The following is a 20,206-nucleotide window of genomic DNA, read 5'->3' on the forward strand; positions in this document are numbered from 1 at the left end:
CGAGATCGGGTACGACGCTACCCCAAAAACCACCCGCTGTGTAGTTTTAGTCGCATGACCACAGCGTCGGTCGATGACGACCGCAGACAGCTCGCCGGGTGGCGGAACGCCATCATCATCGCCTTCGCCATCGGCGGGGTGAGCCTCGCCGCCTGGGGACCGCGCCTCCCCGAGCTCCGCGTCGAACTCGGCGTGGACGTCGGCACCATCGGACTCATGCTCGGCGGGGTGACGATCGGCTCGATCGGTGGTCTGCTCAGCGCCGCCCCGATGCTCCGGCGGCTGGGCGGTCGGCGGGCACTGACCGCGGTCGTCGTGCTCGTCCCGGCGGCGATCGCCGTCATCGGCACGGCCGCTGCGATGCACTCCGTGCCGCTCGCCGCCGTCGGGTTCGTGGTCGCCGGGGCGGGCATCGGCTCGCTCGACGTGATGGCGAACGTCGAGGGCACGGCGATCGAGGCGCGCGCCGGCCGCACGCTGCTCCCGTTGATGCACGCCGCCTGGTCGGGAGGCGCGGCCCTCGGCGCGGGACTCGCCGCCCTGTGCGCGTGGCTGGGCATCACCCCCTCGGTACAGTTGCTGGGAGAGGCCGTCGTCATCCTCGTGGTCGGCGTCGGAGCCATGCGCGGCATCCCGGACGGCACCCGTGCCGAGGAGCACGACACGTCGCTCACGCCCCGGCAGCGGCTCCGCCAGTGGGCCAGAGGGTGGGCCGACGTGCGCCTGCTGCTCATCGGCGTGGTCATGCTCGGCGTCGAGCTCGGCGAGGGCTCGGCGAACAACTGGCTCGCCCTCGCCACCACCGACGGCCACGGACAGACCGCAGCCGTCGGCGCGCTGTTCTTCACCGTGTTCGCCGTCTCCGAGGCAGCCACCCGCGTCTTCGCGGGACCCGTCGTGGACCGGATGGGCCGTGTCCGCACCGTCCGGTGGACGACCGCGCTCGGCATCGTGGGCGCCGTGCTCTTCATCGTGGGCGGCAGCTGGTGGCTCACCCTCATCGGCGTCGTGCTGTGGGCGGTCGGCGTCTCGATGGGCTTCCCGCTGGGCATGTCGGCCGCGGCGCAGAGCGGACCGAACCCGGCCGCCCGCGTCAGCGTGGTCGCGTCGATCGGGTACTTCGCGAACTTCGCCGGTCCGCCGGTCATCGGGGCGATCGCGGAGCACGTGGGCGCGCTCAGCGCGCTCTGGCTCGTCGCGGTGCTGTTCGTCGCGGCGTTCGCGGCGTCCGGTTCGCTGCGTCCGGTCGCCGGACGCGACTGACCACGGACTGGAGGCACGGGGCGGGCCCGCACCGTGCCTCCAGTCCGCATGGTGGTCACGCTGGATAGCGTGGGGTCCATGCTCGACGCCGACTCGCTCACCTGGGACCCGCCTGCCGGACGCATCACCGGCGTCGTCGACGGGGACGTCGTCCGCGCACTCGGGATCCCCTACGCGCGGGCCGCACGTTTCCGGCGTCCCGAGCCGATGCCGCCCTTCGACGAGCCGTACCCGGCGACCACGCCCGCACCCGTCGCACCCCAGGTCCAGGCGACGTTCGTCGACCAGCTGCTGCGGCCCGCCGAGGGCCTCGTCGTCGACGAGCACTGCCAACGGCTGTCGATCACCGCACCCGCCGACGTGCAGCCCGGCGAGCGACTGCCCGTCATGGTCTGGATCCACGGCGGTTCCTACGTCATCGGCGGCGGGGACGTGCCGATCTACGACGCCCGTGACCTCGTCTCCGAGCAGCGCGTCGTCTTCGTCTCGGTGACGTTCCGGCTCGGGATCCTCGGGTTCCTCGGTGACGGCGAGCGCGTGCCGGCGAACCTGGGGCTGCTCGACCTCGTCGAGTCGCTCCGCTGGGTCCGGACGAACATCGCGGCGTTCGGGGGCGACCCGGACCTGGTGACGGTGTTCGGCCAGTCGGCCGGCGGGGACGCGGCAGCGCACCTCATGATCAGCGAGGGCACGGCGGGACTCTTCCGGCGGGCGATCATCCAGAGCGCACCGCTCGGGCTGTCCCGCGGGCGGGCACGGATGAACGCCGCCATGGTCCGCGCCGTCGGGAACCTGCACCCGGACACCCCGCTCGACGACCTGCTCGAACGCCAGGCGGTCGGGACCCGCGCCGCCGCCCCGTACGGACTGCCGGGCGGCATGCCCTACGGCACGCAGTACGGTCACGCGCCCCTGCCCGCCGAGCGGTCCCTCGACGCAGCGTGGTCCGCGGTCGCACCCGACATCGACGTCCTGATCGGCTCGGGCACCGACGAGGCCGGCATGTACGTGCCGCTCGTCCCGGTCCTCCGGACGATCGCGCGCTCCCGGCTGGTCCGGCCGTTCCTGCGGTGGCTGCTCGTCCGGCCCCTCTCCGACGTCATCTACGGGCGGGACGTCCGCCGTTTCACCGCACGACACCGCGCAGCCGGGGGCCGTGCCACCTCGTACCGGCTGATCCGGGGCGTCACGACGAAGCCGACCGGGGCCGTCCACATGAGCGACCTGCCGCTGCTGCTCGGCGGTCGTGCGGCGTGGGCCGGCTCGCGGTTCGTGCCGGAGCGGGACTGGCCGGAGGTCGAACGGCGTGGCCGGGCGTTCCGGGCGATCTGGGCCGAGTTCGCGCGCACCGGACGGGTCACGGCGCCGGACGACGAGACGCTGACGTTCGACCGCGGCTGACCGGACGCACGCGGGCTGGGCGCGGGCTGGCGCGTGCAGGTTCCGCGAAAGCGACAGTCTGCCGCCGGAGTCCCGCGGGGACCTGTCGCCCTGGCGCACCAGACGGCCGGACGTCCCGGCACGCTGTCGCTGTGGCGGCACCGGCACGACCCCAGAACTGGCGGCTCGCGGGCCCGCCACCCGGCCCGGAGAATCGACGGCATGCCCGAGTCCGACGTCGACCTGCGCGCCCGCATCGTCACGGGCGCGATCGAGGCGTACCGCGTGGCCGACTTCCACACCGTCGGCCCGGCCGAGGTCGCCGAGCACGCCGGCGTCCCCGAGGACACGGTGCGGCGGGTGTTCCCGCTCTGGGAGCTCCTCGTCGTCGCCGTGATGGACCGGTGGAACAACGGCAGCCGACGGGCGCTCTGGGTCGTCGCCGAACGCTCGGGCGCCGTCGCCTACCTGCGCGCACGACTCGAGGCCGGCCGCGACGAACCGGCCCTCGTGCGCCTCCGGACCGCCCTGCTCAGCGCGGCGTCGAGCCCCGAACACCCTGCCGCCGGGTGGTTCCGCGGGCAGTACACCCGCTCGTTCGAGGACGTCACCCTCGCCCTCGTGCGTGACGTCGTCGCCGGGCGTGAGCCCCGCGGCACCTCACCCCGGCACGCCGCCGAGCAGCTCGTCGCGCTCTACGAGGGACTCCAGCTGCAGTCGATGCTCCGCGACGACGCCGAGCCCCTCGCCGGGTTCGACCGCGCGGTGGCCCGGATGCGGGCGGGGTGGGCTGCGGCCGCAGCGACCGTCTGACGACGCCGTCCGCACGTTGCGGACGGACCGGCCTGGAGGCGCGGCGCGGCTCGCCCACGCACGCACGGCTTCCTGGCATGGTCGGGAGATGGAGTACACGGACTACGACACCCGGCTCGCCGCCTACGGCGTGGTCACGCACGAGGGTCGGGTCCTGCTCGCGATGCAGCGGTACCCCGAAGCGGGCACGTGGGCACTGCCCGGCGGCGGTGTGGAACTCGACGAGAGCGTGGAGCAGGCCGTCGTCCGTGAGTTCATGGAGGAGACCGGGTACGAGGTCGCCGTCGGCGGACTGCTCGGTGTGCGCCACCACGTCGTGCCCGCCGAGCGTCGGATGCACGCGAACGGTCGGCCGATGAAGGCAGTGCAGGTGGTCTTCCGGGTGTCCATCACGGGCGGTGCGCTCCGGGACGAGGCCGACGGGTCCACCGAGCGTGCCGACTGGCTGCCGATCGCGGACCTGCCCCGGCACCGTCACGGCCTGGTGGTGCCGATCGCCCTCGGCTGGGCGGGCGCCCTCACCCGCTGAGGTCCAGCCGCCCGCTCATCGAGCCCCCCACCGTGACGAACGGCTGCGGGACGGCTCGTGGGGCTGGCGGTCGGACCACCCATCCGAGCCGCCGGAGCGCCTCTGCGGTCTCTGCCGGGAACTGTCGTGTGGTCGCAGCGGCCTCGTCCCGCCGCCAGTGCGTCCGGTAGTCGTGCACCGCGCGTCGCCACCCGGGCAGCGCGTCGACTCCGCACTCCACGATCACGAACTCGATCACGTCGGCGACGCTCGGCCGGAAGTGCGGGCCGCCGAGCGGGAAGTGCAGCGAAGCGAGACGGGTCGGGTCGCGTCGGCCCGTCCCGGCGTCACTCGTGCGGGAGAGCAGCGCGCTGAACGACCCGCGCTCCGCGTGGAAGTGCCAGTGTGACTGCGGGGTCGCCGTCAGCGCGTCCTGGAACTCGAACCGGACGAGTGGCTGCCGATCGGCGGCGAGGAAGAGGCCGAAGCGGCTCTCGTCGACCACGAGCGCCTGCTCGTGCGAGCGCCAGCGGAGTCGCATCGACATGGAGAGGTTCCCGACGTGGTGTCCGCCGGCGAACAATTCGATCGTGACGTGCCTCTCGGCCGGTGTCGCGACCAAGAGGATCGAGTCGCCCGTGGGACCGTCGCTGGTCGTGAGCTCCGCTCGATGGTCCGGAAGGGCCTGATCGAGCAGCGACTGGGAACGCTCGACGAGCTTCGACGCGGCCGTGGAGAACGCCGAGGTCGTCACCGCTCTCCCAGGAGGAACGAGATGTCGTTGAGGGTCTCCTGCGCTACGTACTCCTCGAGGAAGAGCTCGCGCCAGGCCTCGATGGGAGCGAACTCGCGCTCGTCGAGGTTCCATTCGCGGTAGAGCTCCGCTCGTCGCGCGTGCAGCTCGTCGCGGGTGAAGGTGCGCATCTTCGGTGGTGTCATGGCCGGCCCTCCGCCCGTCGGGAGGCCGAATCTAGGGCCTGGCCGGAGCGCCGTGCGAGTTTTCTGCATACAGAATTTCGCGGCTGACGGCTACTCCTCGATGACGCTCAGGACGTTCCCCGACGGGTCGGTGAACCACGCGATGAGCGGGCCGCCCTTCCGGTTCACACCCTTCTCGTCGGTCATCCCGTCGTAGTGCAGGAACTCGACGCCCTTCGCGGCGAGCTCGTCGACGGCGTCGTCGACCGAGGCCACCGGGAAGTTCAGCACCGTGAACGTCGCTGGTTCGTGGGCGGGACCCTTCGGGTAGACGAGCACGCCGTGGCCGTCGCCGAGCTGCAGGAACAGCATGCCGTGGTCCTCGGTGACCTCGACCCCCAGGACGTCCAGGTAGAACGCCTTCGCCTCGGCCACGTCCCGGACCGAGAACCCACTGAACGCCTTCGTCGCATCGACCATGCGGCAAGTGAACCACCGCCCGGCGCTGTCGGTGCGCTCTGCCAGGATGAACGCGTGACCCCGCACGAGCTGTCCGTCGACCAGGCAGTGCAGCGCGCCGTCGAGCTCGCGGGGCGTGGCGGGCGCACGGTCCTCGGGATCGCCGGAGCGCCGGGCGCGGGCAAGTCGACGCTCGCCCGGCGTGTGGTCGTGGCGGTCGACGCGGCACTGGGCGCCGGGACCGCCGTGCAGGTCCCGATGGACGGGTTCCACCTGTCGAACGCCGCCCTCGACGCCCTGGGACGCCACGACCGCAAGGGAGCGATCGACACGTTCGACGGCGAGGGCTACGTGGCCCTCGTCCGGCGGCTCGCGGCGGCGGACCCGGTGGACCGCGGAGACGGCCCGGTCGTGTGGGCTCCGGACTTCGACCGGCGCGTCGACGAACCCGTCGCCGGCAGCATCGCCGTCCCGGCCACGACCCGACTGGTCGTGTCGGAGGGCAACTACCTCCTCGACGACACCGAACCCTGGGCCGCGCTGGCCGACCTGTTCACCGAGACCTGGTTCTGCGCCGTCGACGACGACGTCCGCGTCGACCGCCTCGTCGGCCGGCACATGCGGCACGGCCGCGACCACGAGGCGGCCCGCAGCTGGGCGGTGGAGGTCGACGGCGTGAACGCGGCGAGGGTCGCACCCACGGCGATCCGTGCCTCCAGGACGGTGCGGACGTGACCCCGAGACCGACGCGGGCCGAAGCGCTGCGCACCAGCACGACACGAACCGAACAGGAGCTGCCATGACCATCGCCATCACCGGCGCCACCGGCAAGATCGGCGGCGCCGTCGCTGGCGCGCTCGCCTCGGACGGCGTGCCGTTCCGGATGATCGTCCGCGACGCTGCCCGCGCCCCGGAACTGCCGGGGACCGAGGTCGCGGTCGCGTCGTTCGCCGACGTCGACGCGAGCCGCGCCGCCCTCGACGGGGTGGACGTGCTGCTCATGGTCTCGGCTGCCGAGGCCGAGGACCGCCTCGCCCAGCACCGCGCCTTCGTCGGCGCCGCCGCGACCGCCGGGGTGCAGCACGTCGTCTACACGTCGTTCGTGGGCGCCGCGGCGGACGCGACGTTCACGCTCGGGCGCGACCACTGGGCGACCGAACAGGCTATCCGGGCGACCTCGATGGCGCACACGTTCCTGCGGGACTCGTTCTACCTGGACTTCGTCGAGGACCTCGTCGGCGAGGACGGCGTGATCCGCGGCCCGGCCGGCGACGGGGCGATGGCGGCTGTGGCCCGCGCGGACGTCGCGCGTGTCGCGACCGAGGTGCTCCGGAGCCCGGCGGCGCACCTCGACCGGACCTACGAGCTGACCGGGCCGGCGGCGATCACGCTCGAGCAGGCCGCGGCGACGGTCTCCGAGGTCCGCGGCCGGACGGTCACGTACCACCCGGAGACGCTGGAGGAGGCGTACGCCTCACGGGCGCGCTGGAACCCGGAACCGTGGCAGGCGGACGCCTGGGTGAGCACCTACACTGCGATCGCCGAGGGGGCGCTCGCGCGGGTCTCCGGCGACGTCGAGCGGGTCACGGGACGCCGGCCGCTCTCGTTGCGCGAGGTGCTCGAGGGCTGACGCCCGGCCTGGAGGCACGGGGTGCGCCCGTCCCGCAGCGAGTGTCCGACAGGTGGTCAGGACACGCGACGGGCGGCGACGGTCCCCACGACACCCAGGGTGAGCACCGCGACGAGCACGACGAGCAGCGGTGCCGTCCAGTCCCCGGTGGCCCCGTGCAGGGACCCGGCGACGAGCGGGCCCGCGGAGCCGATCAGGTACCCGCCGCCCTGCACGAACGCGGACATCCGACGGGCGTCGGCGTCGCTCGACACGATCCGGACGATCACGATGAAGATGACCGTGATGCCGCCACCCTGGGCAGCGCCGCCGAGCACCGACCAGAGCAACCAGAGCTGCGGTGCGAACAGCAGCCCGAGGGGCATCGCGAGCCAGAGGAACGCGACGAGCGAGATGATCGCCCGCGGCCGCCACTTCGATGCGAGGACCGGCACGCCGAGTGCGCCGACGACGGCGAGGATCTGGAAGACGGACGAACTGGCACCCGACGATGCCTTCGAGAACCCGATCTCGTCGTGCAGGAGCGTCGGGATCCAGGCCGTGAGGGCGTAGTAGGAAAACGCCTGGCCGCCGAACGCCAGGGTCAGGCCCCAGGTGATGAGACGTCGGGCGGGACGCACCGGCTCGGCAGCCGCCTGCTGCGCACGGACGGTCCGGATCGCGCCCGTGTCGAGGACCTGGTCGATCGGGCCGGTGACCGGAAGCGGTTCCTCGTTCGTCGTCGGTCGGAGCCAGGCGGCCCGCGCCCCGACGGCGTACGTCCACGCGAACCCGGCCACGACCGCGAGCACCGCCCAGACCGCGATGGCGATCGGCCACCCCCACAGCTCGGCGATCGGTGCGGTGGCGAGGGACGTGAGCATCGACCCGACGTTGAGCGCCGACGTGTACACGCCGGTCACGAGCCCGACGCGCTCGGGGGAGGTGTCCCGCCGGATCACCACAGGGATGACCACGTTGCCGATGGTGATGCCGATGCCGATGATCGCGGTGCCGATGAGCAGCGCGGCGGCGGAGGGCATCGACCGGACGACGGTGCCGGCCAGCACGATGACGAGCGACAGGGACACCGCACGCTCGGGGTCGGCCTTGGCGATCACCCAGCTGGCGAACGGCGTCGCGAGGGCGAAGCACAGCACCGGGATCGTCGTCAGGAGGCCGGCGATCGTCGCGGTGAGGCCGAGGTCGAGCCGGATGTCCCCGATCACCGGAGCCGTCGCGACGATCGGGCCGCGGAAGTTCAGCGCGATCAGGACGATCGCGGCCGGCAGCAGCCAGGCGGCTCCGCGCAAGCCCGTGCGAGCGGCGGCGTTCACCGTGGGACGACCGTGCCGGGCAGCAGGATCGGCAGCAGGTCGAGCGGGGTCGCCGCCTGCGCGATGGTGCCCTCGGCCTCGGCGGGGGAGCCGTAGCCCCACTCGGCGAAGACCACCGGCACGCCGTGGACCGTCGCGCCCTCGACGTCGTGCAGCCGGTCGCCGACGAGCACCGGCCGGCTCGTGTCGAACCCGCGGGCGTCGAGGCGCTTGAGCGCTTCCTCGACCACGTCGGCCTTGCTCGACCGGACCTCGTCGTCGCTCGCGCCCGTGATGATGTCGATGTCACCGGTGAGGCCGTAGTGCTCGAGGATGTACGTCGCCGGCGTCTCGGGCTTGCTCGTCGCCGTGGAGATCGGCAGTCCGGCCTCGTGCAGGGTGCGGAGCACGACGTCGATGCCGGGGAACATGGCGGAGTCGAGTGCGCCGTGCGAGAAGTAGTGCTCGCGGTACACGGCGAGGGTGCGCTCGGCCTGCGCCTGGTCCATGCCCATCGCGGTCGTGAAGGTGTCCATGATCGGGGGACCGACGAACGACATCAGCGTCGCGTGGTCCGGCACGGGGACGCCGACCTTCCGGAACGTGTACGTGAGGCTCTCGAGGATGCCCGGCGCGGAGTCGCTGATGGTGCCGTCGAGGTCGAAGAGGATGGCGCTGAACGGGCTGGTCATGTCCTGCCCACCCTACCGGCGCGGGCCGGGACCGACGTGGCGGGGCCGACCCGCGCCTCCAGGCCGGGTTCAGAACGGGCGGGGCGGTGGGTGCAGTCCCGCCCGCTGGCGGCTCAGAACAGGCGGGTATGCCCGCCCTCGATGCCGCGCATCGCGTCGTAGTCGAGCACGAGGACGCGGATGCCGCGGTCCTCGGCGAGGGTGCGCGCCTGCGGTGCCACGGTCTGCGCCGCGAGCACGCCCTGCACCGGGCGGAGCAGCGGGTCGCGGTTCATCAGCTCGAGGTACCGCGTCAGCTGCTCGACCGCGTCGATGTTGGCGTTGCGCTTCATCTCGACCGCGACGCTCGCGCCGGCGTCGTCCCGCGCCAGGATGTCGACCGGCCCGATGGCGGTCATGTACTCGCGGCGGACCAGCGTGTGGCCGTCCCCGAGGAGCTCGATCTGCTCGGCGAGGAGCTGCTGCAGGTGCGCCTCGACCCCGTCCTTCACCAGACCGGGGTCGACGCCGAGGTCGTGGGTCTCGTCGGTGACGATCTCGTACAGGGACACGATGAGCTTGTCCTGCGTCTTCTTCTGCGTGACCGTCCACACCTGCGTGATGCCGGCGCTCGACTGCTCGTCGTCCGGTTCGGTGATCTCGATGGAGCAGGGCGGGCTCATCCAGTTGAGCGGCTTGTAGCTGCCGCCGTCGGAGTGCACGAGCAGGGAGCCGTCGGCCTTCAGCATGAGGAGACGGGTCGCGAGCGGCAGGTGGGCTGAGAGCCGCCCCGCGTAGTCGACGGAGCAGCGGGCGATGACGAGACGCACCCGGGAAGCCTAACCGGCGTCGCGACCGCCTGCGGTGCTGTCCGCCCGGTCGGTGCTGTCCGTCACGTCGGCGTTCCGGGCCTGGAGGCGCGGCTCACCGCCGCCGTCCACGTCGCCACCCCGGCGGGTCGGCCGGGCGGCGGCGCCGCGCTCACGGGCGGCGCCGGACGCGAGTCCCGCCGCGATGATGAACACGAAGACCACCAGGAGCGCACCGAGCAGTCCCACGTGCTCGCCGAGGAACCCGATGAGCGGCGGGCCCGCGAGGAACGCCACGTACCCGATCGTCGCCACGGCGCTGACCCGTGCGGCGGCGGTCCTGGGGTCGTCTGCGGCGGCGGACATGCCCATCGGGAACCCGAGGCTCGCCCCGAGACCCCAGAGCACGACTCCGACGATCGCGAGCGGCACGTTGTCGATGAAGATGAGCATGCCGAGGCCGACGACCGCGACGGCGGCGCTGATCCGCAGCACCGGAACGCGGCCGAACCGGTCGATGAGCGGACTGCCGGCCACCCGGCCGACCGTCATAGCGGCGAGGAAGACCGTGAGAACGGCGGCGCCCGCCGCGTTGTCGAGACCGTGTCCGTCGATCATCGCGAGCGGCAGCCAATCGTTCGCCGAGCCCTCGGCCAGCGCCATGCCGAGCACGATCACGCCGATGAGCAGGGTCGACGGCTGGGCCCAGACCTGCCAGCGGCTGACCGGCATCGGCACCGGGCTGGTGTCCGTGGCGACGTGCTCCTCGAACCGGTGCTCGTCCTGGAACCTCGTGACGGCGACGAGCATCGCGGCGCTCGTGACGACGACGAGGACGATGAAGTGCCACGCGACCGGGACCTCGAGCGCCTCGGCGAGGGCTCCGAGACCGGCGCCTGCGAGCGTGCCGAGGCTGAACGCGGCGTGGAAGAGCGGCATGATCGTGCGTCCGCCGGCCTTCTCGGCAGCGGCACCGGACACGTTCATCGACACGTCGCAGAGTCCGTTGCCGAAGCCGAACGCGATGAGCGCGATCCAGATGGCGGCGAAGCCCCACCCGAGGCTCACGGCCAGTCCGGCGAAGACCATGCCGAGGGCCAGGCACGCTGCGGCCACCTGGACGCCTCGACGTGCGCCGAGCTTCGCGACGATGTGCCCGGCGAAGGTCAGGCCGCCGATCGAACCGACCGCCATGCCGAGCACGAGCAGGCCCATCTCGAACGTGCTCGCTCCGAGGGAGTCGCGCACGCTCGGGATCCGACCGAGCCAGGTTGCGATGTCCAGGCCGGACAGCGTGAACACGACGAACACCGCGGTGATCCAGGCCCTGGTGGTCGGGGTGGTCCGGGAGGGGGTCAACGTCATCGGAGATCCTTGCTGGGGCGCGTGTTGCGGTCGGATCGAATCGATTCGACCGCTGTTTCCGGTTACGCTAACGGGCGATGGACGAACCGGCAACAGGACTCGGCGAGTCGCGCCCGGCCCGGCGGGCGCGTCCCACGCTGGCAGCGGTCGCGCGTGCCGCCGGGGTCGCACCGTCGACCGCATCGCTCGCGTTCAGCGGGCTCGGCCCGGTGTCGGAGGACGCGAAGGCCCGTGTCCTCGCGGCAGCGGCCGACCTCGGGTACGGCGGCCCCGACCCACGTGCGCGCTCGCTGCGCCGCGGCCGCTCCGGCGTCATCGGGGTCGTCATGGACGAACGCCTGAGCGACGCCTTCCGTGACCCGGTCAACGTCCTGACGCTCGACGGCATCGCCGAGGTCGCGGGTGCCGCCGGTGCGTCCCTGCTGCTCGTCCGGAGCCCGCTCGACGACGAACAGGGTGCCGGACCCATCGTGGACGCACCGATGGACGCCGTGGTGCTGGTCGGCTGCAACGTCCGCATCGACCCCGCGGTCGCGGTCCTCCGCCGACGCCAGATCCCCGTCGTCGCGATCGAGGCGGACGAGATCGAGGGTGCCGTGCCGATCCACCTCGACAACCGCGAGGCCTCCCGACGAGCGGCCGCCTACCTCCGTGACCTCGGCCACGCCGACGTGACGATCGTGACGCTCCCGCTCGACGCCGCCCGGCGTCGGGGCGCCGTCGACGAGGCTCGCGAGGCCGAGGGCGTCGCCCACACGACCCTCGAACGGCTACGCGGCGTCCGCGGGGTCTACCCCGACGCCGTCGCCGTGGAGACCGCCGGCAGCTCGGTGGAGGAGGGGCGCATCGCCGGCGAGGCCCTGTTCGCTCCCGGATCGACCGCGCCGACGGCCGTCGTGGCGCAGAGCGACCTGCTCGCCGTCGGGGTGATCTCGGCCGCACTCGACGCCGGACTCCGGGTGCCGGAGGACGTCAGCGTCGTCGGGTTCGACGGCATCACGGTCGACGACAGCCTGCTGCACCGCACGCCGATCCGGCAGCTCACGACGCTGGTGCAGCCGTTCGAGCAGAAGGGCCGCGCTGCCGCGCGGGCTGCCCTGGCGATGCTCGAGGGGGACGAGCCGGTGCCGGCGGCGTTCCGGTCCGAGCTGCGGATCGGCGACACCACGGGGCCGGTTCCGGCTCCGCCGGAGTAGCGGGGTCAGCTCGTCGTCACGACGAGCGCGATGGTGAACAGGACGAACGCGACGGCCGCGGCGCTCGACCGGAGGACGTCGATGCGTTCCCACCGCCGCACGACGTCCTTCCAGTCCGCGGGAGGGTCAGCCGGGTCCCAGTCGTTCACGCCGATGTTGATCGGCACGGTCCCGAGGAACGACGCGAGGACGAACACGACCAGCGCTGCCATCGCGGCGATGCGCCACCCGAGTCCTTCGCCAGCCCCGGCCGTCACGAGGACGGCGACGGACGCCAGCACCGCCGGCACCATCACGATCGGCACCACGACCTTGAGGGACCGCACCAACGCGATGCGCGTGCGCACGTGGGCGTCGTCGGGCAGGGCGGCGATCGCGGGTTGCACGCCCCAGCGGACGATGAACTCCTCGCCGGCGAGCACACCGACGAGGACGAGGTGGACCACGAGGAGGACGTTCACGACACTACCCTGGTCCGAACCCCTCACGCCGCGCTGACACGACGCTGACGCGGACCACCTCCGACCTCGGTGGTCACCGCGCCAGTGCGTCCTCGATCCATCCGCGGCGGTGCGCCCGCACCCCGAGCGTCACCGCCCGGACACCGATGTACCCGAGCGCGAACGCGGCCCACAGCCCAGCGAGGGTCCCACCCGCCCACCAGAGCAGCGGCAGGTACACGACGAGGTTCACGCCACCCGCGATCGCGAGGTACCGGGCGTCCCCGGCGCCGATCAGCACGCCGTCGAGCACGAACACGTACCCGGCGATCGGCATCCCGACGGCGATGAGCACGAGCACGGCGGGCAGCGCGCCACGCACGGCGGACGAGTCGGAGAACACCGGCCCGAGCACCCCGCTGACGGCGAGGGTGAGCACACCGAGCACCGCACCACCGGCGATCCCGAGCAGGACGAGGCGCCGGGTGACCAACCGCACGCGCGAGGGGTCGCGCGCGCCGAGGCCGTGTCCGACGAGCGCCTGTCCGGCGATCGCGAGCGCATCGAGCGCGAACGCCAGGGTCGAGAACACCGTGAGACCCACCTGTGTGGTCGCGAGTCCGGCGGTCCCGAGCCCGGCGGCGGCCCCGACGGTCGCGAGCATCGCCACGCGCAGCGACGCGGTCCGGAGGAACAGCCACGCGCCGGAGCGCAGCGCCCGCGCGACACCGGAGGCGCCGGGGCGCAGCGGTGCTCCCGACGCACGGGCCGCACGGACGGCGATGCGGACGTACACGATCGCCATCGCCCACTGCACGATGACGGTGCCGGCCGCCGACCCCTCGACGCCCCAGCCGGCGCCGTAGATGAGGAGGGCGTTGAGCAGCCCGTTCGTGACGAACCCGACGGTCGCGACGACGAGCGGGGTCCTCGTGTCCTGCAGCCCGCGGAGCAGCCCGGTGGACGCGGTCACGACCAGGATCCCGGGGAGTCCGACGAGCGAGACCGTCAGGTACGCGGTCGCGGCCGCCGAGACGTCGGGCGACGCACCGAACAGGTCGACGAGCGGTCCGGCGAGCGGCCAGCCGACGAGCGCGAGGACGACCCCCAACCCGAAGGCCAGCCACATCCCGTCGATGCCGGCGTGCACGGCTCCGCGTCGGTCCCCGCCCCCGAGCGCCCGCGCGACGGCCGGGGTCGTCGAGTACGCCAGGAACACGAGGAGCCCGGTCACGGTCTGCAGCACGGCGCCCGCGAGTCCGACCGCAGCGAGCGGCGTCGCACCGAGGTGGCCGACGAGCGCGGTGTCGGTCAGCAGGAACAGCGGCTCGACGACGAGTGCGCCGAGCGCCGGCACCGCGAGGCGGACGATGTCGCGGTCGACGGCACGTCGCTCGGTGGTCACTGCGGGTCGCATCGGTCCGGGCACCGACCCATTCTGGCCGTGCTGCGGAGCGTGCGCGGCACGGGCACTGGGGCCGGCCACCCCGCTGGCCGCGCGGACGGGGCGGAGCCGACCCGCGCCTCCAGGCCGGGATACGCTCCGAGCGTGGACATCGCCGCACTGGTTCCGGGAGCGGTCGGCATCGCGCTCAGCCCCCTGCCGGTGGCGTCGGTCGTGTTCCTGCTCGGGCATCGGCGTGGCTACGGCTCGGCCGTCGCGTGTGCGGCGGGCTGGATGGCAGCGGTGGCGGTCGCCCTCGTCGTCGCGGTGTCCGTGGGTGAGCAGCTCCCGGCGGCGACGGATGACGGCCCACCGGTGCAGGCGCTGGTCGCGCTCATCGCGTCGGTGGTGCTCTTCGTGCTCGCCGCGTGGCAGTGGGTGCGCCGCCGTCTGCCGGACGGCTCACCGGCGAGCACGCGGTGGGCGGACGCGATGGAGGCACTCGGTCCGGGGCGCGCCTTCGGCCTGGGGGCGCTCCTGTTCGTCAGCCCGAAGTCGGTCGTCCTGGCGTTCGCGGCCGGCCTGACGCTCGGCGACGCGGACCCGCGGGCCGCCTCGACGGTCGGGGTCGGCGCGGTGTTCGTGCTCGCGTCCGGCGTCGTCGTGCTGCTGCCGGTCGTCCTCGCCGTCGCGCTCGGTCCGCGGGCCGAGCGGCCGCTCGAGGCCGTGCGCTCGTGGATCGCGCGGTGGGGTGCGCACGCGCTCGTGGTGGTCCTGGTCGTCCTCGGCGTCGTGCAGCTCGTCATCGGGCTGACCGGGCTGCGCTGAGCGTCGGCCTGGAGGCGCGACCCGCCTCGACACGTCGGGTGCCGGGACGAGACGGCCGGGTCAGTCCTGTCGCGGATCCGCTGGGATGCCGCCGGTCGCCGCGTGCGCGGCGTCGGACGCCGTCGGCGTCGGCTCGTCGGTGCCGCGAGCCCGGCCGACGAGGTCCATCAGGTGGTAGACGACGATCGCGGCCACCGTGCCGAGGATGATGCCCCCGAAGCTCGCCTCGCCGAACGAGAACGTGAAGTCCGCGATCCCGATGATGAGTGCGATGCCCGCGGTGAGCTGGTTCTTGGGCTTCGAGAAGTCGACGCGGTTCTCGACCCAGATCCGGATGCCGATGACGCCGATGAGCCCGTAGAGCGCGGTGGTCGCGCCGCCGAGGACCCCCGGCGGGACCGACGAGATGACGGCGCCGATCTTCGGGGAGAGCCCGAGCAGCACGGCGACGATCGCCGCCACCCAGTACGCCGCCGTCGAGAACACCCGGGTCGCGGCCATCACGCCGATGTTCTCGCCGTAGGTGGTGGTCGCCGAGCCGCCGCCGAGGCCCGCGAGCACGGTGGAGACGCCGTCGGCGAAGAGCGCCCGACCGGTCAGCGGGGTGAGGTCGCGGCCGGTCAGCTGCCCGACGCCCTTCACGTGCCCGACGTTCTCGGCGACGAGCGCCAGGACGACCGGCACGAACGCCAGGTAGATCGCGAGCTGCGACGGGTCGAACGCGGGCGCCGTGAACTCCGGCAGGCCGATCCACGCTGCCTTGTGGACGGCGGCGAACGAGACCTCGCCGGCGATGAGCGCCGCGACGTACCCGACGACGACGCCGATCACGATCGACAGCCGTCCGATCAGGCCCTTGAACAGGACCGTCACGAGGATGATCGCGCCGAGGGTGATGAGTGCCACCACCGGCGCCTTCGTGAAGTTGTCGCGGGCCGACGGTGCGAGGTTGAACCCGATGAGTGCCACGATCGCGCCGGACACCACGGGCGGCATGAGCCGGTCGATCCACCCGGCACCCGCGAGGTGTACGACCGCACCGACGATCGCGAGCAGGGCGCCGACCACGATGATCCCGGAGAGCGCGAGCGGGATGCCGCCGATCTTCGTCGCGGCGGCGATCGGCGCGATGAAGGCGAAGGACGAGCCGAGGTAGCTCGGCAGCCGGTTCCCGGTGATCAGCAGGAACAGGATCGTGCCGATGCCGCTGAAGAGCAGCGTCGTCGACGGCGGGAACCCGGTCAGCAGCGGGACGAGGAACGTCGCCCCGAACATGGCGACCACGTGCTGCACGCCGAGGCCGATCGTCCGGCCCCAGGTGAGGCGCTCGTCCGGCGCGACGATCGTCGTCGAGGAGACGGTCGCGCCGTCCCCGTGCAGCTTCTACGGAAGTCCCATGCGACGACCGTACCGGCATGTTTCCACAGGTGACGGCGGTCGTCCTGCTCGATCGTGGCGGCGGTGGCTATCGTGGACCGCATGACCGACGTCGCAAGCACCTCCGGGATCCACACCGACGAGCTGGACGCCACGGTCCGCCCGCAGGACGACCTGTACCGCCACGTGAACGGCTCGTGGGTCGACGCGACGCCGATCCCGGACGACAAGGCGCGGTACGGCTCCTTCACGGTGCTGGCCGAAGCCGCCGAGATCGCCGTGCGGGACATCATCGAGCGCTCGCAGCAGGCGGCACCGGGCACCGAGGAGCGCAAGGTCGGCGACCTCTTCACGTGCTTCACCGACGAGGAACGGCTCGAGGCCCTCGGCACCGCGCCGATCGAGCCGCTGCTCGCCGAGATCGCCGCGATCGACTCGACCGACGACGTGATCCGGATCGTCGGGCGCTTCGAGCGGCTCGGTCTGCCGAGCTTCCTGCAGCTCTTCGTCGACAACGACCCGGGTGACCCCGAGTCCTACGTCGTGTTCCTGGAGCAGTCCGGCCTCGGGCTGCCCGACGAGTCGTACTACCGCGAGGACCGCTTCGCCGACATCCGCACGAAGTACCGCGAGTTCGTCGCCGCGATGTTCCCCCTCGCCGGGTTCGAGGACGGCGGCGACCGCACCGAGCACGTCATCGCCCTCGAGACCGCGCTGGCGTCGAAGCACTGGGACAACGTCACCACGCGTGACAGCCAGAAGACCTACAACAAGCTGCCGTGGGCCGAGGTCGCGGCGCTCGCCGAGGGGATCGACCTGCAGCTGTGGTGGGAGGCCATCGACGCCCCCTCCGGCGCCTTCTCGACCGTCGTCGTCCGGGAGCCCTCGTTCGTGACGGGCCTGGCGGAGCTGCTCCGCACCGAACCGCTGGACGGCTGGAAGGACTGGCTCCGCTGGCAGGTGATCCGTGGTTCCGCGGCGTACCTGACGAGCGCGTTCTCGGCGACCAACTTCTCCTTCTACGGCACCGCGCTCACCGGTGCGCCGAAGCAGCGCGAGCGCTGGAAGCGTGGCGTCTCCCTGGTCGAGGGCGCGATGGGCGAGGCCGTCGGGCGCATCTACGTGCAGGAGCACTTCGACGAGACCTCGAAGGCGACGATGGACGTCCTCGTCGCGAACCTCGTCGAGGCATACCGGCAGAGCATCACGGCGCTCGAGTGGATGACCGACGAGACCCGTGCGCGGGCGCTCGACAAGCTCGACAAGTTCACGCCGAAGATCGGCTACCCGGTGAAGTGGCGCGACTACTCGGCACTCCCGGTGACGGCCGACGACCTCATCGGCAACGTCCGCGCCGTGGCGTCGTTCCAGGTCGACCGCGAGCTGGGGAAGATCGGCAAGCCGATCGACCGCGACGAGTGGTTCATGACGCCGCAGACGATCAACGCGTACTACAACCCCGGCTTCAACGAGATCGTCTTCCCGGCCGCGATCCTGCAGTTCCCGTTCTTCGACGCCGGGCGTGACGCCGCCGCCAACTACGGGGCGATCGGAGCCGTCATCGGGCACGAGATCGGCCACGGATTCGACGACCAGGGCTCGCAGTACGACGGCGACGGGCGGCTCGAGGACTGGTGGACCGAGGCCGACCGGGTCGCGTTCGAGGAGCGCACGAGGGCACTGATCGCGCAGTACGACGCGCTCGTCCCGACCGAGGTCCCGGACGGTCACGTCAACGGTGCGCTGACGATCGGCGAGAACATCGGTGACCTCGGCGGCCTGTCGATCGCGTGGAAGGCGTACCTGCTGTCCCTCGACGGACAGGAGCCGCCGGTGGTGGACGGTCTGACCGGCGCCGAGCGGTTCTTCCTCAGCTGGGCCCAGGCGTGGCGGATGGCGATCCGCCCGGAGGAGGCAGCCCGGCTCCTGAGCATCGACCCGCACTCGCCGAACGAGTTCCGCTGCAACCAGGTCGTCCGCAACATCGACGTCTGGTACGACACCTTCGGCGTGACGGAGCGGGACGCGATGTACCTCGACCCGGCCCAGCGCGTCTCGATCTGGTGATGGCCGAGCCCGACGCGGCTCCGTCGTCGGAACCGGGAGCGGCTCGACGGTCGCGTCGACGACAGCACGTCGGCGGTGCCGACGGTCGTGCGCGCGGTCGGCACCGCGGCGGCGTCGACGAACGATTCGCGTCCACCCTGGAGGCACTGGGCACGATCGCGCGCGACGGTGCGTCCGTCAGTGCGTCCGTCATCGACACCTCGACCGGGAAGTCGCTGCTGGCGGTGGACGACACGCTCGTCCAGCCGGTGGCGAGTCTCGGTCGGGTGCTGCTGCTCGTCGAGGTCGCCGCGCGCCTGGAGGACGGCGGACTGCACGGCGACCGACTGCAGCGGATGGCGCGCGACACCGCGACGGGTGCCGGGCTCTGGCAGTTCTTGCAGGAGCCGACGATGCAGGTGCCCGACCTCGCGACCCTCGTCGGTGCGAACGCTGACGCGTGGGCGATGAACGCCCTGCTGTCGACCGTCGGGATCGACGCGGTCCGTGAGCGCGCGGAGTCGCTCGGGATCGAGCGGACCGCCCTCATCGACCGGGTCCGTGACCGCCGCGGGCCGGACGACGCCCCGGACGCGTCCGTCGCGCCCACGGGTGAACTCGCCTGGTTGATGCGCGGGCTGGCCCTCGGCGAGGTCGTGGACGAAGCCGTGTCGAACCGCGTGCTCGGGTGGCTGTCACTCGCGAGCGACCTCAGCCTCGTGGCGGGCTCGTTCGGGCTGGACCCGCTCGCGCACCGTGCACTCGACCACGGGCTCCAGGTCGTGGCCGTCACCGGGTCGAGCACGGGGGTCCGTGCCGAGGCGGGGATCCTCCGCGGACCCGGATCGTCCGTGAGCTACGCCGTGACCGTCACGTTCGACGACGCCTCGCTGCAGCGCCGGCTCGCGGTGGTGGAGGCGATGCGGACCCTGGGTACCGAGGTGCTCGAGGTCGTGCACGAGCCAGCCGTGCGCTGACGTCAGCGCTGCAGCCGCGTGCCGATGAGGGAACCGACCCATGCGTCGAAGCGCGACCGGAGCACGCGACCGTCGACCTCGGGCCGCCCGATGCCGGCGTAGTTCGGTGCCCAGGTCTCGACGTACGCGTCTGCCCGAGCCGCGGCGATGACGTCCCAGGCGCGCACGTCGCGCACACGTCTGCCGGTCGCGCGCTCGTAGGCGTCGAGGAACCGGTCCGCGGCGACCGTGGACCCGAGGAGCACGAGGTCCTGCCGGCACCAGGCGACGTCCACGCCGCGCGGGGCGGACATGGCACCCGACCAGTCGACGATCCCCGTCAACCGGTCACCCTCCCAGAGGGTGTTGCCGCTCCAGAAGTCACCGTGGGTGAGCACCCGGTCGAGGTCGACCTCGCGCCAGGCCTCGTGCGCGTTCGTGGCGAGTCGTCCCGCGCGCCGTGTGGGCTGGCGTGACTCGTCGGGCAGCCCGACCGGATCGAGGCTGTGGATCGCGGCGAGGGCGGTGCCCATCCGCTCGCCGATCACGACCGGGTCGAGGTCCGGCGCCGGCGGACCGCCGGGTACGGCGTCGGTGACGATCACCGGGTGTCCCTGCGCCGCACCGTGCGCGAGGAGCCGCGGTGCGAGCGGTCCGAGGGGGCCGACCCGTCGCAGCACCTCACGCTCCCGCCGGACCGCGTCGTCGCCGCGCGGGAACATCCGGACCACGACCCGGGTGTCGCCGTCGACGACCATGAGGGTCCGGGCGTGCTGACCGCCGGTGAGTTCGCGGTCGAGGGTCAGCGACCGGCCGAGCAGATCCGCCGCGGCGGCGACGAGGGCCGGTGAGGTGAGCTGGTCCACGC

21 protein-coding genes are annotated in these 20,206 nt (G+C 72.5%); 10 read left to right on the forward strand and 11 right to left on the reverse strand.

Annotation, left to right across the window (positions count from 1 at the left end):
- Positions 1–54: 54 nt before the first annotated feature.
- The 4 genes from CRP27_RS15580 (at position 55) to CRP27_RS15595 (ending at position 3,985) form a co-directional block, all read left to right on the forward strand.
- The gene (locus tag CRP27_RS15580; RefSeq protein WP_097181498.1) at positions 55–1,263 is read left to right on the forward strand and encodes an MFS transporter; all 1,209 of its coding nucleotides are present in this window, start codon (positions 55–57) and stop codon (positions 1,261–1,263) included.
- 78 nt (positions 1,264–1,341) lie between these two features.
- The gene (locus CRP27_RS15585; protein WP_097181499.1) at positions 1,342–2,664 is read left to right on the forward strand and encodes a carboxylesterase family protein; all 1,323 of its coding nucleotides are present in this window, start codon (positions 1,342–1,344) and stop codon (positions 2,662–2,664) included.
- A gap of 201 nt (positions 2,665–2,865) precedes the next feature.
- A complete protein-coding gene (locus CRP27_RS15590) occupies positions 2,866–3,456 on the forward strand; it encodes a TetR/AcrR family transcriptional regulator (protein WP_097181500.1) in 591 nt (196 codons plus the stop codon).
- 88 nt (positions 3,457–3,544) lie between these two features.
- The gene (locus CRP27_RS15595; protein ID WP_097181501.1) at positions 3,545–3,985 is read left to right on the forward strand and encodes an NUDIX hydrolase; all 441 of its coding nucleotides are present in this window, start codon (positions 3,545–3,547) and stop codon (positions 3,983–3,985) included.
- Here the strand turns inward: CRP27_RS15595 and CRP27_RS15600 are convergent.
- From CRP27_RS15600 to CRP27_RS15605, 3 genes are all read right to left on the reverse strand, one after another.
- Positions 3,975–4,718 carry a hypothetical protein gene (locus tag CRP27_RS15600; RefSeq protein ID WP_097181502.1) on the reverse strand — a complete coding sequence of 248 codons (744 nt, stop codon included), beginning with the start codon at positions 4,716–4,718 and terminating at the stop codon, positions 3,975–3,977. The two genes, CRP27_RS15595 and CRP27_RS15600, sit on opposite strands and share 11 nt — an antisense overlap.
- A complete protein-coding gene (locus CRP27_RS18025; protein WP_141399787.1) occupies positions 4,715–4,903 on the reverse strand; it encodes a hypothetical protein in 189 nt (62 codons plus the stop codon). Before CRP27_RS18025 ends, CRP27_RS15600 begins: the two co-directional genes overlap by 4 nt.
- A gap of 90 nt (positions 4,904–4,993) precedes the next feature.
- The gene (locus tag CRP27_RS15605) at positions 4,994–5,362 is read right to left on the reverse strand and encodes a VOC family protein (protein ID WP_097181583.1); all 369 of its coding nucleotides are present in this window, start codon (positions 5,360–5,362) and stop codon (positions 4,994–4,996) included.
- Between the two features lie 54 nt (positions 5,363–5,416).
- Between CRP27_RS15605 and CRP27_RS15610 the strand changes: the two genes are divergently transcribed.
- The gene (locus tag CRP27_RS15610; RefSeq protein ID WP_217990749.1) at positions 5,417–6,076 is read left to right on the forward strand and encodes a nucleoside/nucleotide kinase family protein; all 660 of its coding nucleotides are present in this window, start codon (positions 5,417–5,419) and stop codon (positions 6,074–6,076) included.
- 64 nt (positions 6,077–6,140) lie between these two features.
- Positions 6,141–6,971: an SDR family oxidoreductase gene (locus CRP27_RS15615; protein WP_097181503.1), complete on the forward strand. Its 831-nt coding sequence runs from the start codon at positions 6,141–6,143 to the stop codon at positions 6,969–6,971.
- Positions 6,972–7,027: 56 nt separating this feature from the next.
- Here the strand turns inward: CRP27_RS15615 and CRP27_RS15620 are convergent, their stop codons facing one another.
- The 4 genes from CRP27_RS15620 to CRP27_RS15635 all read right to left on the reverse strand — a co-directional run bounded on the left by CRP27_RS15620 (position 7,028) and on the right by CRP27_RS15635 (position 11,111).
- Complete coding sequence (locus CRP27_RS15620; RefSeq protein ID WP_097181504.1) at positions 7,028–8,287, reverse strand: CynX/NimT family MFS transporter; 1,260 nt, start codon at positions 8,285–8,287, stop codon at positions 7,028–7,030.
- Complete coding sequence (locus CRP27_RS15625; RefSeq protein WP_097181505.1) at positions 8,284–8,958, reverse strand: HAD hydrolase-like protein; 675 nt, start codon at positions 8,956–8,958, stop codon at positions 8,284–8,286. Before CRP27_RS15625 ends, CRP27_RS15620 begins: the two co-directional genes overlap by 4 nt.
- A 113-nt stretch (positions 8,959–9,071) precedes the next feature.
- Positions 9,072–9,767 (reverse strand): endonuclease NucS, encoded by a 696-nt coding sequence (gene nucS, locus CRP27_RS15630; protein WP_097181506.1) that lies wholly within the window; start codon positions 9,765–9,767, stop codon positions 9,072–9,074.
- Between the two features lie 9 nt (positions 9,768–9,776).
- Positions 9,777–11,111 (reverse strand): MFS transporter, encoded by a 1,335-nt coding sequence (locus CRP27_RS15635; protein ID WP_255257613.1) that lies wholly within the window; start codon positions 11,109–11,111, stop codon positions 9,777–9,779.
- 77 nt (positions 11,112–11,188) lie between these two features.
- On the opposite strand from CRP27_RS15635, the gene CRP27_RS15640 reads away from it, so the two are divergent.
- Positions 11,189–12,307, forward strand: coding sequence for a substrate-binding domain-containing protein (locus CRP27_RS15640; RefSeq protein WP_097181507.1), 1,119 nt, complete (start codon positions 11,189–11,191; stop codon positions 12,305–12,307).
- Positions 12,308–12,312: 5 nt separating this feature from the next.
- Here CRP27_RS15640 and CRP27_RS15645 read toward each other — a convergent pair whose 3' ends face one another.
- Together CRP27_RS15645 and CRP27_RS15650 are read right to left on the reverse strand one after the other, a co-directional pair.
- The gene (locus CRP27_RS15645) at positions 12,313–12,768 is read right to left on the reverse strand and encodes a DUF1772 domain-containing protein (RefSeq protein ID WP_097181508.1); all 456 of its coding nucleotides are present in this window, start codon (positions 12,766–12,768) and stop codon (positions 12,313–12,315) included.
- 73 nt (positions 12,769–12,841) lie between these two features.
- Positions 12,842–14,164, reverse strand: coding sequence for an MATE family efflux transporter (locus CRP27_RS15650; RefSeq protein ID WP_176505646.1), 1,323 nt, complete (start codon positions 14,162–14,164; stop codon positions 12,842–12,844).
- Positions 14,165–14,296: 132 nt separating this feature from the next.
- Between CRP27_RS15650 and CRP27_RS15655 the strand changes: the two genes are divergently transcribed.
- A complete protein-coding gene (locus CRP27_RS15655; protein WP_176505636.1) occupies positions 14,297–14,959 on the forward strand; it encodes a GAP family protein in 663 nt (220 codons plus the stop codon).
- 60 nt (positions 14,960–15,019) lie between these two features.
- Here the strand turns inward: CRP27_RS15655 and CRP27_RS15660 are convergent, their stop codons facing one another.
- Positions 15,020–16,339, reverse strand: coding sequence for a uracil-xanthine permease family protein (locus CRP27_RS15660; protein ID WP_303622058.1), 1,320 nt, complete (start codon positions 16,337–16,339; stop codon positions 15,020–15,022).
- Between the two features lie 99 nt (positions 16,340–16,438).
- Between CRP27_RS15660 and CRP27_RS15665 the strand changes: the two genes are divergently transcribed.
- A complete protein-coding gene (locus CRP27_RS15665; RefSeq protein WP_097181511.1) occupies positions 16,439–18,403 on the forward strand; it encodes a M13 family metallopeptidase in 1,965 nt (654 codons plus the stop codon).
- The gene (locus CRP27_RS15670) at positions 18,403–19,359 is read left to right on the forward strand and encodes a serine hydrolase (protein ID WP_097181512.1); all 957 of its coding nucleotides are present in this window, start codon (positions 18,403–18,405) and stop codon (positions 19,357–19,359) included. Before CRP27_RS15665 ends, CRP27_RS15670 begins: the two co-directional genes overlap by 1 nt.
- 2 nt (positions 19,360–19,361) lie before the next feature.
- Here CRP27_RS15670 and CRP27_RS15675 read toward each other — a convergent pair whose 3' ends face one another.
- Positions 19,362–20,204 carry a phosphotransferase family protein gene (locus CRP27_RS15675; RefSeq protein WP_255257615.1) on the reverse strand — a complete coding sequence of 281 codons (843 nt, stop codon included), beginning with the start codon at positions 20,202–20,204 and terminating at the stop codon, positions 19,362–19,364.
- Positions 20,205–20,206: the final 2 nt, after the last annotated feature.

Origin of the sequence: Curtobacterium sp. 314Chir4.1 (assembly GCF_900215175.1) — a bacterium.
GTDB lineage: Bacteria > Actinomycetota > Actinomycetes > Actinomycetales > Microbacteriaceae > Curtobacterium > Curtobacterium pusillum_A.

What these genes read in the sequence shown, in the direction of transcription:
- CRP27_RS15625 (WP_097181505.1), bottom strand. Translation starts at nt 8,958, where the DNA reads ATGACCAGCCCGTTCAGCGCCATCCTCTTCGACCTCGACGGCACCATC.
- CRP27_RS15580 (WP_097181498.1), top strand. Translation starts at nt 55, where the DNA reads ATGACCACAGCGTCGGTCGATGACGACCGCAGACAGCTCGCCGGGTGG.
- CRP27_RS15670 (WP_097181512.1), top strand. Translation starts at nt 18,403, where the DNA reads ATGGCCGAGCCCGACGCGGCTCCGTCGTCGGAACCGGGAGCGGCTCGA.
- CRP27_RS15590 (WP_097181500.1), top strand. Translation starts at nt 2,866, where the DNA reads ATGCCCGAGTCCGACGTCGACCTGCGCGCCCGCATCGTCACGGGCGCG.
- CRP27_RS15650 (WP_176505646.1), bottom strand. Translation starts at nt 14,164, where the DNA reads ATGCGACCCGCAGTGACCACCGAGCGACGTGCCGTCGACCGCGACATC.
- CRP27_RS18025 (WP_141399787.1), bottom strand. Translation starts at nt 4,903, where the DNA reads ATGACACCACCGAAGATGCGCACCTTCACCCGCGACGAGCTGCACGCG.
- CRP27_RS15595 (WP_097181501.1), top strand. Translation starts at nt 3,545, where the DNA reads ATGGAGTACACGGACTACGACACCCGGCTCGCCGCCTACGGCGTGGTC.
- CRP27_RS15585 (WP_097181499.1), top strand. Translation starts at nt 1,342, where the DNA reads ATGCTCGACGCCGACTCGCTCACCTGGGACCCGCCTGCCGGACGCATC.
- CRP27_RS15640 (WP_097181507.1), top strand. Translation starts at nt 11,189, where the DNA reads ATGGACGAACCGGCAACAGGACTCGGCGAGTCGCGCCCGGCCCGGCGG.
- CRP27_RS15665 (WP_097181511.1), top strand. Translation starts at nt 16,439, where the DNA reads ATGACCGACGTCGCAAGCACCTCCGGGATCCACACCGACGAGCTGGAC.
- CRP27_RS15605 (WP_097181583.1), bottom strand. Translation starts at nt 5,362, where the DNA reads ATGGTCGATGCGACGAAGGCGTTCAGTGGGTTCTCGGTCCGGGACGTG.
- CRP27_RS15635 (WP_255257613.1), bottom strand. Translation starts at nt 11,111, where the DNA reads ATGACGTTGACCCCCTCCCGGACCACCCCGACCACCAGGGCCTGGATC.
- CRP27_RS15615 (WP_097181503.1), top strand. Translation starts at nt 6,141, where the DNA reads ATGACCATCGCCATCACCGGCGCCACCGGCAAGATCGGCGGCGCCGTC.